The following is a 12,426-nucleotide window of genomic DNA, read 5'->3' on the forward strand; positions in this document are numbered from 1 at the left end:
TGGGAACGAGGATACACGACTGTAGGGCGTTTTCGCGATAGCAAAACGCCAATGGCCTTCAAAGCGGCGGATTGCCTGGCGGCGAATCCGCCCTACTACAAGAACTTTGTCGATCCGGTTGCGTTATCCGCAAAGCCAGCTTGCAATTCCTGCAGGCTTGACTTAACGGCGTAGAGCGGAGGAAGAAGGGGTTATTCAAAGCCTTCTCGATACATTGCGTATCCGATGCTTGTCCGTTTTTTCCATATAAATATAATAGGAAGCAGGAGTATTTTTGTTCAGCGGCATCGGGAACATTCAAGGCGCTGACCAGCCGGAATGCGGGACAATCCGGCGCTTCGATTCACTCCTTCTACCGTTTACCCGGAAAAGCCTCGCTTTTCCGCTTCGTCCGCCTTTTGGGAGAATTTTTGCCATGACTATAAAAAAGACCACCCTCGACAAAGATAAAATGGATCAATTCATCGCCGAGGTCAAACGCAATCAACAACTCAAGGAAGCCACCTACCGGGAACGGGCGATCAAGATGTATCCGTGGATTTGCGGCCGTTGCGCGCGGGAATTTACATCCAGAAACCTCAGCGAATTGACCGTCCATCACAAGGATCACAACCACGACAACAATCCTCCGGACGGCAGCAACTGGGAATTGCTGTGCGTTTATTGCCACGACAACGAACATTCCCGTTACGAGGAAATGCGCTTCGGCAGCGCATCGGCACTGAAAACCTCGTCACCTGCCGCCACCCATAATCCTTTTGCAGGTCTGAAGGAATTGATGACGAAGAAATAGCGCAAGGAATTGAAATAACGCCGAGCTTCGTTCGCGCAACAAATTGCGGTAAGAAGCGCAGCCCGGTATCTACTTCAACCTGTTTAACCCGTCAATTCCCAGATTCGCCAGCTCATCCGCCCGGTCATTCTCCTTGTGCCCGGAATGCCCTTTCACCCATTTCCACTCGATCGTATGCCGGCTGCCGGCGGCATCCAGCCGGCGCCATAAATCCTCGTTCTTGACCGGTTTATTGCCTGCGGTTTTCCAGCCCCGTTTCTTCCAGTTGGGCAGCCATTCGGTAATGCCTTGCAAGACATATTTGGAATCGGTATTCAACTCCACCCTGCATTGCTTTTTCAGCGCTTCCAGCCCTTGGATGGCTGCCGTCAATTCCATACGGTTATTGGTCGTTTCCATTTCGCCTCCGTATAATTCCTTGACGGCCCCTTTGTAGCTCAAAATCACGCCCCAGCCGCCCGGCCCCGGGTTGCCTCTGCAAGCGCCGTCCGTATAAATCACCACCGTATCCGTCATGAACCGATCCGTGTCGTGGAGTTGATCGGATTGACCAGCACCAGGCGCGGTTTGGTTTGATAAACCGGGGTCAACGGAATGATATTGTAGCGCCGCTTGATGGCTTTGATCGCATAGGCAGAAGCGCTTAGCGAATAACAGTTTTCCATAAATTTGCCGTGGGTCGAACGCACCGATTTCGCATTGAATTCGGTGAATAAAATCACTTCGAAATTGAGCAGCTTCAGCCAATCGACGACGCGGGTACGGCTAATAAAATGCCCGGACCAGGCATCATGTTTTTGCCGCTCCCATAAATATTCATATCTTATCCGCAAACTCCAGGGATTGAAATTGACTACGACCAGAATTCCTTCCGGCTTCAATACGCGTTCGACTTCGCGCATGGTTTGGAGGCGGCAGGGATCGAACTCCAGAAAATGGGGCAAAATAATCATATCGACACTGTCGCACTGCAAAGGCAGGCGGCTGGCTTCCGCCCTGATTTTTTTAGCGGCCGGAGCGCCCGCCCCTTCCGCATCCAGGATGGCGTAATACTTGTATAAGGAGCAATCGACCAATTCCGTTTCCCATCCCAGGGCGCCGATCTGCAGGATCGTCTGTTTGCAACTGACCGTAATCGAGCGCTGCAAGTAGTCCGTCTCCTGCCGCCTCAGCACTTCGCCGCGCAGGGTTCGGTAATAGGAAAATAAAAAGTCGCGCTTCATTGCAAGTCAACGGCTGAGGATAAATTAGTGTTTTCCGAAAAAAAATGTTATATACTCTGCAGTTATAAACGACTTTAAAATTCGTTTGCAAAAATGACAACCGCCATGTGTCGCCGCTGGATTCGCTCGTAATCTGCTAACGGGGGCGTCGTTTTTTTATGATGCCATAGATTCAGCATTTTATAGATAAAAAAAGGGTTAGAAAATGCAAATTAATTCTAACAGGTCATTCAAATTACTGTCTCTGTCGTTAGCGCTGGCAGCGGCCGGGTGTTCGCAATCTTCCAAAGAGCCGCTGAGCGTCAGCGAGAGACCGCCCCAGGTTTCGCCAGACGACAACAGCTTTTTCGGCCGCTTTCCTTATCTTTCCCATAGAAAGAGCAAACCGAACAACGCGCAGTACGAAACAGTATGGGACCGGCTGTTATCGCTCTACGCCCTGCCAGAGATCAATAACGAACGGATAGACCGCGAGATCAACTGGTATTTGCAGCATCCCCAATCGCTGATTTCCCTGCAGCAGCGCGCCGAACCCTATATGCACCACATCCTCGACGAGATCGAGGCGAAGCGGATTCCCGGCGAACTGGCCCTCTTGCCTGTGGTCGAAAGCTCCTTCGTACCTACCGCCTATTCCAAAAGCGCTGCTTCCGGGCTGTGGCAATTCATTCCTTCCACCGGTCAGGAATTCGGGCTCAAGCAAAACTCCTGGTACGACGGCCGCCGTGATGTTTACGCATCGACCAAAGCGGCAACCTCCTATTTGAAGCAGCTCAGCGAAAACTTCAACGGCGACTGGCTGCTGGCCCTGGCCTCCTACAACTACGGCAAGGGCAATGTCAGAAAGTGCATCGAACGAAACGAGAATATGGACATGCCGACCGACTACTGGTCGCTGAACCTGCCGGACGAAACCTACCATTACGTCCCGAAACTGCTCGCCGTCGCGAAGATTTTTGCAAATGCGGATCGTTACCATATTCCGCTGAGGCACATTCCGAACAAGCCCTACTTTGAAGTCGTCGATATCAAGGCTCCGCTCGATCTGAGCAAAGCCGCGCAGATGGCGAATACGCCGATCAACGAGTTTCTTCGACTGAACCCGGGATTCAGTCGCTGGTGCACGGCGCCGGACGGGCCTCATCGCTTGCTGATTCCGGTCAAGAACGCGCCTTTGTTCAAGAAGAACCTGGCCGAAATTCCTTATTACGAACGATTCAACTCTACCAAGCTGATCGCGGAACAACAGGAAGAAATCATTGCCGAGGCCAATGATCGCAAACCCGAGCCCGTGGTCGCCAAGCAGCCGGCCGCGCGTTACACTTCCCTTGTCCCAACGGGAGGCTTTGCCAGCTATAAGGTAAAGCGCGGCGAAACCCTGACGTCGATCGCCAAAGCGCACCACACGACAGTACAGAACCTGCGCAGCGCCAACCATCTGGGCAAGAACTCGGTCAATTACGGCGCCGTTTTAAAAGTTCCGCCTGCCGCCAAACCGAACGGCAACGCCGTGATGCTGGCAAAATCTTCTCGCCCTTCCGAGACGTACCATACGATCAGCAAGGGAGATACTTTCTACAATATCGGCCAGCGCTATTCGGTCAGCCCCAAAGAATTGGCAAGCTGGAACCGGATTACCCTAAAAACTGCGCTCGTCCCCGGCCGCAAGCTGATCATCAAAGGCCGCGAGCAGCAGGTCGCTTCTTCTTCCAATTCTTTGCGTTTGGTCCATTATACGGTGAAAAAAGGCGACACTTTGACTCAGATTTCCAAAAAATTCAATGTTTCGGTGAGCGACCTGAAACGGTCAAATGCGCCCGCGCTCGCCAACGGCTTGCAGACCGGACAGATACTGAAAATCGTGGCGGACAGCAGCCACTCGATGATTTAGCCCTATAAGCCTTGGGCTGGGCAGATCCGCCATAAAATTTCAAAAGATCGATGGGGTACGGCTGGCGCCTCTACCCATCCTGCGGCTCTTGTAGGGCGGATTCGCCGCCAGGCAATCCGCCTCCCTTTGAAGCCTGTTGGCGTTTTGCTATCGCGAAAACGTCCTACAACGCTGCTCTTCATAACGCGTGACGTGGATAACAGCTCATCGATTATTCGCGAGAACCGAGGCGTTCGGAGGGCGATGGGTTTCGGCTGGCGCCTCTACCCATCCTACGGCTCTGGTAGGGCGGATTCGCCGCCAGGCAATCCACCTTGCTTTGAAGTCTGTTGGCGTTTTGCTATCGCGAAAACGCCCTACAACGCTGGTAGGGCGGATTCGCCGCCAGGCAATCCGCCATCCCTTTGAAACCTGTTGGCGTTTTGCTATCGCAAAAACGTCCTACAACGCTGCTCTTCATAACACTTGACGTGGATAACAGTCCCGCCGCAGAAGGCTGCAACCCGCGTCAGGTGCGGATCAATCAGGGCGCACGGATCGATCCTGAACAGGCGGATCTTCGTAGAGCCCCGTCAATTTACGTTTGAATTCATTCGCGATCAGGCTCGCATCCAGCTTGGTGCTCACCACGCGAGGCGTGATCAACACGACGAGCTCGGTTTTAAGCTTTTCCTTACTTGTAGTGCCGAACAACGGTCCGATCAACGGAAGTTTGTGCAGGAAAGGAATGCCACCCAGGTTATTGGTATCGTTTTCGTCGATCAGACCGCCCAGCACGATCGTTTCGCCGCTCTGCACCGCGACATTGCTGGTGATTTCGCGGGTTTGAATGGTCGGAGAGTCAATCTCGCTGACGGTCGTGGTTTTCGGCGTTTCCACGGTCTGCTCGATGTCCATGATCACAAAACCATTCGCATTGACGCGAGGTTTGACTTTCAGTTTGACCCCGGTTTTACGTTGCTGGATACCGCTGGTAATCAACCCGCCTGTCGTCTGATTACTATCGACGACGCCTGTATTGACGTTGGTCACGCTGGTGGATTGCGAAGTCCGCAACGGAATCTCATCGCCGACCTGTATCGATGCTTCGTGATTGTTCAATACCATGATCGACGGCGAGGAAATCACGTTCAGCTTGTTGTCGTTCGCTTCCGCGCTCAATATCGCACGAATGTCACCCGAATGACTGATGAACGAATAACCGAAACCGCCGGTCACCGCGGCGGCCGCAATCGCGGCCAGATCCGCCCCGGTTGGATTGCCGTTTTCGTCCGCTTGCGAAGCGGCGGCTCCGCTGCCTCGCGTAGCGATCGACTGCCCGTTCGCATGTCCCAGGTACCATTGAATTCCGTATTTCAAATTATCGGTCAACGTCACCGAGACAATCGTCGCATCGATCAGCACCTGCAGCGGCATCGCGTCGAGTTGCGTGATCACCTTGTGAATCACCTCGTACTCCTGTGGGGTCGACACGGTCACGATCGAATTATTCGATTCATCCGCAATAATCCTGACGTTTTCTCCAACGTTCGAAACCGACGCCTCTCCGGTTTTTCCGGTTGACGCCGTCCTTTCTCTTCGGGCTGAAGCCGACTTGTCGGTATTTTTATTGGTGATCGTAGCCGCAGTCTGCCCAGGCGCAACCTTGGCCTGCTTGCTCGGCATGGAGGCTCCGGTAAAAATCGCGTTCAGGATGTCCGCCAGCTCAACCGCATCCATATGCTGGACCTTATAGACATTCACGCCGCCGCCGTTCGCCGAGGTCGCCCTGTCCAGCCTGAACACCCAGCTTTCGATATCGCGCAAATAGTCCTGCTGCTGGGTGATCGCCAATACCGCATTCAAACGCTCGATCGGCAGGAAACGGAAAAAAGTGTTTTTCTCTTCCCCTTCCTTCAAGTTGAACACCGCTTCCAGCTCTTTGATCACATCCTCGGGGGATACATGCGCCAAAGGAAACAGGCCGAAAGAGCGCCCGCGGAGGATGTCGATGTCGAAAGTGGCCACCATATCCATCACCCGGTCAATTTCCGCCGCGGATCCTGACACGATCAGCGTGTTTTTGCCCGCATCGACGTTAATCCCGGATTTTTCATTCAGCAGCGGCTTGATCACCTCAAACAAATCCGCCGCCGCAACATAGCGGATCGGGATGACTTGACTCTGGAATCCCGCCTTGCCTCTGCCGCTCTGGCCTACGTTCGAGCTGAACACGGCATCGGACGCAGGTTCGATACGGTAGATACGCCCCTCCTTGACCAATGCCGCGTTGTTCTCGCGCAGCACCATTTCCAGGGCCGGCAGCAATTCCTCCTTGCTCAGAGGCTCGGTCGTTTGCAGCGTCACTTTACCGGCCACCTTCGGGCTCAAGATATAATTCTGCCCCAGGATATCGCTGAGGATTACCTTTGAAACCTCGCCGAGGTCGGCCTCGTCGAAATTCAGGCTATACGTACCCGGCCCCGCCGTTTTGGCTTGAGGCTGCCCGGCACCGGCACCCGACCGCGCTCCGCCTGGACGCTTGGGCGAAGGGCGGCCGGAAGCGGGGTACAATTCGATCTTCGACCGCAACGCATCTTCCGACGGTTGTTTATTCTGCAACCCTTCAAATACCACACCGGGTTTTTCGTTCATGAGCCCCGGCGATATCGGGGTCAGCTTAAGCTTCTCGGGCGGTTTCGGCCCCATCAGTTCGCAGCCGGAAAGCGTCAGCCCTGCTGCCACAAAATACGAAGCGGTTCTTAAGGTGTTCAAATTATTCTTCATTTTCGCCATTCTCGGATTCATCTACGGCAGGCTCGGATTCGGAGTCAACAGGTTGTCCTCTATTGGATCTTCGCCGGCCAGCCTCATCCTGTCGCTCTGCGTCTTTTGTTCTCGCTTGCGGTTGCCGTGCATGCCGCTGCGCTTGTTGTGGGTCCTGGTTTTTCTCTTTTTCCGGCGGCAAGTCCTTCGGCTTGGGTTTTCTCAATACCAGTTCCTTGGATTCTCCCCCCAACTCAAAAACCACTCTATCGGTTTTGATCTGGACCAATCGCCAGCCGTCCACGTCTTCGTTTTCCGAGACTTTCCGGTAATTATCGGGCTTTACCTTCGGGCCGGAGGCGGACGGCGCCGAGTCGGCCGCCGGAACCGGAGAGGCGCCCGCTTCCCTGCTTCGGCTCAACAAGGCCGAAAGGCCGTTTCTGCCGGTATAAATGCCATCCAGCCGCCAATCGAACGTTCCGTTCCCGGCTTGCTCCTTCTCGTTTTCGGCGCTGACCTCTTCAACCGGTTTTCTTCCTTTCAAAAATAACGGCCTGGACACCAGATCGACATAGCTCTCTTCCGGTTTCGCTTCGAGATCGACTTCCGGCAACCGGTCGGTCGAGGCATTCGATGGAGCCGACGATTCGATCGATTTCAGCAGGCGGTTTTCGGAATACTGCGCTATCAGCCATTCCATCACGATGACGATCAGCAGCCCCGTACAGACGGCCGACACCAATTTTAAAATTTTGCCGTTGATATTCATTCGGTCTTTTTCCTCATAAAACTGACCGCCTGAAAATTGATATTCAAATCATTGGTCTGCTCGATCTGGCGGGTACGCCGGTTTCTCACGCCGCGCATGGGCCGGATGTCCAGTTGATCGATGATGATCAGCGGCGCCGACGTTTCGAGCCTGTACAAAACCGACCGCAACACCTCCGAATTACCGGTCATCCGCACGCTGACCGTCAACAGGCTGAAGTTATCTTTACTTCTCACCGGCAGGGCCTGGGTACTGCTGAGCTTGCCTCCCGCATCCACGATCGCCTTTTTGATGAACTCCTGCACTTCGGCCGATGCCAGCGCTTCGGTCGTTTGGCTGTTGAAATAGTTCTGCGCCTGAATCGCCTCCTTGACGGACCCCATCCCTTTGACCACGGCATCCTTGCCGGCCAGTATTCTTTCGTACTGCCTCAACTTGATCGCAAGCTGGTCCTTTTCTTCGCGCAGTGCTATCCACTTGCCGACCACCGGCACGAAAACCGCAGCGATCAGAAGCAGGACCAAAGCGGCCAGCAGGCCAATCGCCAGCCACCGCTCGATGTTTCTATTTTTTTCGTTGCTCACCTGGAACTTCCGCTTTGACAATATCGGCGGTTATCTGAAACCGCTCAAAACCGGTCGCCGTATCCTGAGTCACCGGGGAAACGAATTTGGCATTCGTAAAAATGTCCGAATCCTCCAATACCGCGATCAATCCGGACGCGGAAGGCGATTCTCCCTGTATCTGCAAATGCCCGTCCGCAAATTGTAAATAAGTCAGCCATGTATTGTCGTCCTTGATCAAGGCGCTCAGCGTGTTCAGCATCTCGATGACCGGAGGCGAGGCGTTTTTGGCTTTGATCAGATTGCCGGTCTCCGCGATCACTTCATCGATTTCGGACTGCATCCCTTTAATCTTTTTCGCGTCTTTCTCGATCGCATCGATTTTTTCCTGCAATAGCGCCACCGTTTGATATTCGAACAGCACGGGCAAAAATAACACGGACGCCAGCAGCAGGGTAACGATTCCTGCCAGCGTCCCATAAATCAGGGCCGGCGTTTTGCCGGCGTTCGTTCTCAGCTGCTCCGGCAACAAATCATAGGCTTCGTCGATCTGCTCCGGATTGTTTTCGACCCCCTCGTAATCGGCCAATAACGGGGAAATGCCGATCGCCTTGAGCTCCGTGTAAAGCCCGTCCAGCACCTCGCGCGGGGTGAGGATCAGCATCGCATTGATCATGCCGGGCTCACCGGGCGCAGCCAGCGGTTTCACCGAAAAATAGACCTGCTCCGGTTTGAACGGGGTAAATCTCGACAATTCGTAGGAAACCACCTGAGCCAGATTCTCTTTGGCAGCCGCAGGCAGAACCAACTCCCTGCAAAGTCCTTCCGCACGGTGCAGCCGGAGCACAAAATTGGCTTTGGCCAGCCGCTCGTCCTTCGCCCGCAGCATGTCGAAACCGGCCGCGCCTTCCTCATTACGGCTCAACAGAGCCAGCGGTTGGCCGGGCTCGCCGGCATAAGCCAACTCGAATTGATGGCCTCGGGTTTTGACGATCACGGTGTCGTGTTCGTCGCTGACCAGAAGCCTGAGCTTTTCAGGGACTAAAAAAGCGAGTTCTTTCCGCCACCATCTGAAAAACTTTTTAAAGTCGAGTTCGAGCGTCGAATTAAGATTCAGCATTCGGGGTCACTAATAATGAGTCTTTGTCCTCGGAAAATAACGATGTATCGGCCCTTTCTTCGCGTTTCCAGTTTAAAATCCGAAACGGCAAACCGCCGCCTTCCGCCGGAGTGTTCGCCACAATGGTCTTGATGATGGCGCCCGAACCGTTTTCAAGCCGGGATTCGGCAATAATCTCGATTATATCGCTCCGGCCCGATCCGCAATTGAATCCCGGCGCCAGGCTCACCGATTGGAGCGGGGTGCCGGTGATCGCGCTCTGCCTGCGCAATTCGATGCATTGATCGACCAATGCCGGATCCAGTCCCAAAGCCAGCATCACCTCTCGCGAAGCCTGCGACAAATCGACTTGCGGCTTGCCGGAATAGAGGGTGATCAGCGGCTCCAGCCGTTCCAGAATCGATTCGTCCATTCCCAAAACCATCTGCAGTTCTTCCAGCGACTGAAACGGTTTGTTTCTGGGCTGATAAAGCTTGCCGGCCTTTTTGTAGTCGTTTTTTTCCGCTCCGTCGATATTGACCAGATCGTCGGAATCCCGCCAATCCATGATCGCCGAAACCAGAGCGGTCTGTTGTTCTCTTTCGATCGGAAGCTGCGCCATCAGTTGCTGCAACTGCATCTGATTCGCGCCGTTCAGATCGACCTTGCCGGTCTCGCCTTTCAGCCTGATTCTTACCAGCGCATCCAAAAATTGCACTTGGTAGATGTTGCCGTCGGTACGCCAGCGTTTGGCGGCATCCGGATTCAACAGCATCATCTCCGCCACCGCAATCCCGGACTCGGCCGCCGTCAGCGCCTTCGCGCCGCCGGTAATCCCGGCAATCACCGCCGTTTCCCTCCGCATCGTCAGCGAAAAACTGGCCGCCATGATCATCAACAGCGACAGCACCCACAGCACCAGCACCAACGCAAAGCCTTTATCAGCCTGCGCAGCGATCGCCAGCGGGCGGAAATGCGCCGGCATCCGAGCGGTTCCGGCACTACGGGCATCATTCGCCAGCATCATCCCGATCCTGCGCATCGCCATCGGTTTGCGAACTATCACCCTCTTCGTCTCCGGCGTCCTCGGAGTCCGGATCTGAAGCGCCCGCAACGGCCGCCAGCTTCAATTCGAAATTCATTTCCGGCCAGAAAACGCCATTTTCGAGGTCGATCTTGATTCTGACCAATCTGGGCAATTGATCTCTCTCTCGCCATTGATTCAGCCAGCCGTTCTCGCTTTCCCCTTCTTCCGGGCCGAAATAGGCCAGCGAAAACCCCGCAACTCCCTTGATCAACGTCTCTTCCTCCGTAAGCCATTCATCGCCTTCGGCAACCGGATAAAACGGCGAGATGGTCACTTTAATCGCATTCTGTCTGTTCTCGTTCACTAACCGCACGGTAAACAGCTGCAGTCCTGCCCGGCCCGCACTCGCCGGAAAAGAAGAGACGAATTGCAGCGATTGGCTATCGCCCTGGAAGGAAAAAAGCCGCTCTTCTTTGGTAAAATCGTTCCAGAGAGGCTTCGCCATCACCAAATGGCGCTGAAAGAAGTTGACGACGCCGGCGGTTTCGCTGACTTCGAAAATTTTCTTCTCGCCTTTCTCCCAGCTTTCCGCGCAAATTTTCAGGCTGACGAACAGCAGCGTCATCATCACGCTGAGCAGCGTCATCGCCAGCAATACTTCGATCAGCGTAAACCCCTGGCCCGTTTTAAGGTTTCGCATCGGCATTCGTGGTCAATTTAAGTTCCGACAATTCGAACCGTCGCTCGCCGCCGCCTCCTTCCTCCCAACTGACGACGGCGGTCACCATGAAGAGCTGGGCGGGAAGGGTCCGCGTATCGACCGTTTCGGTCGTGAGTACGAAAGGCGCGACGGCCAGCTCCCAACGATATTTGTCATCGATCACGCCGGCCGACTGCCCTTGCTGTAACGGCACTTCGGTACCGGGCCTTGCGATCATCGCCTCGGCAATCTGCACGGCGGCGGTGTATTCTTCGGAAACCGAGGCGTTGCGCAGCCCCGCGGAAAAAATACCGAGCAGCATCCCTATCGAGATCGCCATGATCGAGAAGGCAACCAGAATCTCCAGCAGCGAAAAGCCGCGCTGCGCTTTATGCGGTCTTTGCAGGCAGATCATTTGCGGCGCCTCGGCCGGTCGTCGCGCGTGACGTCTTCGACTTCCAGCTGGCCGGTCAGCCAATTGATATCGATCTGCTTGGACACCTCGCCGCGGTCCAGCACGACGCGCCCGCCGGTGGAGGAGCCGTCGGCGAAAAAGCGGATATTGCCCTGGCCTTCTCCGGTCAGCTCGCTCTGCGCAGTCACCACCGTAACCGCGATCGAATCGGGAATCTTATAGGTTTTTTCTCGGCCGCTGAGTTTATAGGTGTTGTCGGTCAGATCGAAGGCGACGGTCATTTCCCGGTGCGCCATCAGCGCCTGGCCGCGCGCATAACGCAGCGCCGATACGACATCCCTGACGGCAGCCTTGTGTTCGAAAGTGCCTGAACCCGACGACATATTCAGCGCGACCACCGAAAATCCCAACACGATGATCACCAATACGATCAATAGCTCAAGCAGGGTAAAACCCTTGGACCGAACGCAGGAAACAGGCAAAAAAAGCGTCATATCATTTGGGCGCACGCCTTGGGCCGAGCAAGACGGAAAAGGCATCGGCGCTGAATATGGACCAGGCCGGCCCCGACAACCAACGGGCGATTATTCCCAGCTCACCACGTCCCGGTCTTCGCCTTCGCCGCCTTCCTTTTCGTCCGCGCCGAAAGAATACAGGTCGAACGCACCGTGCTCGCCGGGCGAAACATAATGGTATTCGTTTTGCCACGGATCCACCGGCACTTTCGACTTGCCTAAATAAGGCCCGTTCCAGCGCTTGGAATTATCGGCCGCCTCGACCAGCGCCGCCAAACCTTGAGAGGAGTTAGGGTAACGGTCCATGTCCAGTTTGTACATTTCCAAGGCTTGGCTCAATTCGGAAATCTGCACTTTCGCCGCCTTGGTCTTCGCATCCGCCATGTGTTTCATCACTTTCGGCCCGACCAGACCGGCCAGCATCGAGATGATGCCCAGAACGACCAGTAATTCCAGCAAGGTAAAACCGGTCTGTTTATAATGAATATGTCTCATTTCTTTATAGTTATGCATTAAATAGCCGTTGAATATTTCATTTCTACTAAAAAATCGTTGTTCCGCCCCAAGTCCGCAATACCGTTAAATTAAGGATATCCGTAGACCGGATAAGCGAAGCGCATCCGGCAATTGCGTGGTGGATGCGCTTCGCTTATCCACCACTACCGGGTATCTGCCTCTTAACTTAA

Annotated in this window: 13 protein-coding genes; 2 read left to right on the forward strand and 11 right to left on the reverse strand. The window is 54.5% G+C overall.

The features are described from left to right. The first annotated feature begins 415 nt into the window (after positions 1-415). Positions 416-793, forward strand: coding sequence for a YajD family HNH nuclease (locus METAL_RS18555; protein WP_005374835.1), 378 nt, complete (start codon positions 416-418; stop codon positions 791-793). A gap of 69 nt (positions 794-862) precedes the next feature. Here METAL_RS18555 and rnhA read toward each other — a convergent pair whose 3' ends face one another. After that, positions 863-1,309 (reverse strand): ribonuclease HI, encoded by a 447-nt coding sequence (gene rnhA, locus METAL_RS18560; RefSeq protein WP_005374837.1) that lies wholly within the window; start codon positions 1,307-1,309, stop codon positions 863-865. Further along, entirely contained in the window at positions 1,306-2,016 is a 711-nt protein-coding gene (locus METAL_RS18565; RefSeq protein ID WP_005374845.1) for a class I SAM-dependent methyltransferase, read from the reverse strand. The genes rnhA and METAL_RS18565 overlap by 4 nt, the downstream gene beginning before the upstream one ends. Before the next feature lie 205 nt (positions 2,017-2,221). Here METAL_RS18565 and METAL_RS18570 point away from each other — a divergent pair, with 205 nt between their 5' ends. Continuing rightward, positions 2,222-3,907: a lytic transglycosylase gene (locus METAL_RS18570; protein ID WP_005374847.1), complete on the forward strand. Its 1,686-nt coding sequence runs from the start codon at positions 2,222-2,224 to the stop codon at positions 3,905-3,907. A gap of 519 nt (positions 3,908-4,426) precedes the next feature. Here the strand turns inward: METAL_RS18570 and gspD are convergent. From gspD to gspG, 9 genes are all read right to left on the reverse strand, one after another. Next, on the reverse strand, positions 4,427-6,673 hold the full coding sequence (gene gspD / locus METAL_RS18575) for a type II secretion system secretin GspD (protein WP_051040509.1): 2,247 nt from the start codon (positions 6,671-6,673) through the stop codon (positions 4,427-4,429). Further along, complete coding sequence (locus METAL_RS18580) at positions 6,663-7,421, reverse strand: hypothetical protein (RefSeq protein ID WP_005374850.1); 759 nt, start codon at positions 7,419-7,421, stop codon at positions 6,663-6,665. The genes gspD and METAL_RS18580 overlap by 11 nt, the downstream gene beginning before the upstream one ends. Next, a complete protein-coding gene (gspM, locus tag METAL_RS18585; RefSeq protein WP_005374851.1) occupies positions 7,418-8,005 on the reverse strand; it encodes a type II secretion system protein GspM in 588 nt (195 codons plus the stop codon). The genes METAL_RS18580 and gspM overlap by 4 nt, the downstream gene beginning before the upstream one ends. Then, positions 7,986-9,104, reverse strand: a complete 1,119-nt coding sequence (locus METAL_RS18590; protein WP_005374852.1) for a PilN domain-containing protein — start codon at positions 9,102-9,104, stop codon at positions 7,986-7,988. Before METAL_RS18590 ends, gspM begins: the two co-directional genes overlap by 20 nt. Beyond that, complete coding sequence (locus METAL_RS18595; protein ID WP_245549420.1) at positions 9,091-10,149, reverse strand: type II secretion system minor pseudopilin; 1,059 nt, start codon at positions 10,147-10,149, stop codon at positions 9,091-9,093. Before METAL_RS18595 ends, METAL_RS18590 begins: the two co-directional genes overlap by 14 nt. Then, complete coding sequence (locus METAL_RS18600) at positions 10,094-10,810, reverse strand: prepilin-type N-terminal cleavage/methylation domain-containing protein (RefSeq protein WP_005374854.1); 717 nt, start codon at positions 10,808-10,810, stop codon at positions 10,094-10,096. The genes METAL_RS18595 and METAL_RS18600 overlap by 56 nt, the downstream gene beginning before the upstream one ends. Next, positions 10,797-11,225, reverse strand: a complete 429-nt coding sequence (locus tag METAL_RS18605) for a type IV pilus modification PilV family protein (protein WP_005374855.1) — start codon at positions 11,223-11,225, stop codon at positions 10,797-10,799. The genes METAL_RS18600 and METAL_RS18605 overlap by 14 nt, the downstream gene beginning before the upstream one ends. Continuing rightward, positions 11,222-11,719, reverse strand: a complete 498-nt coding sequence (locus METAL_RS18610; protein ID WP_005374857.1) for a GspH/FimT family pseudopilin — start codon at positions 11,717-11,719, stop codon at positions 11,222-11,224. Before METAL_RS18610 ends, METAL_RS18605 begins: the two co-directional genes overlap by 4 nt. A gap of 90 nt (positions 11,720-11,809) precedes the next feature. Next, entirely contained in the window at positions 11,810-12,235 is a 426-nt protein-coding gene (gspG, locus tag METAL_RS18615) for a type II secretion system major pseudopilin GspG (protein ID WP_031430208.1), read from the reverse strand. Positions 12,236-12,426 lie beyond the last annotated feature (191 nt).

The sequence above is a fragment of the Methylomicrobium album BG8 genome (assembly GCF_000214275.2).
Taxonomy (GTDB): domain Bacteria; phylum Pseudomonadota; class Gammaproteobacteria; order Methylococcales; family Methylomonadaceae; genus Methylomicrobium; species Methylomicrobium agile.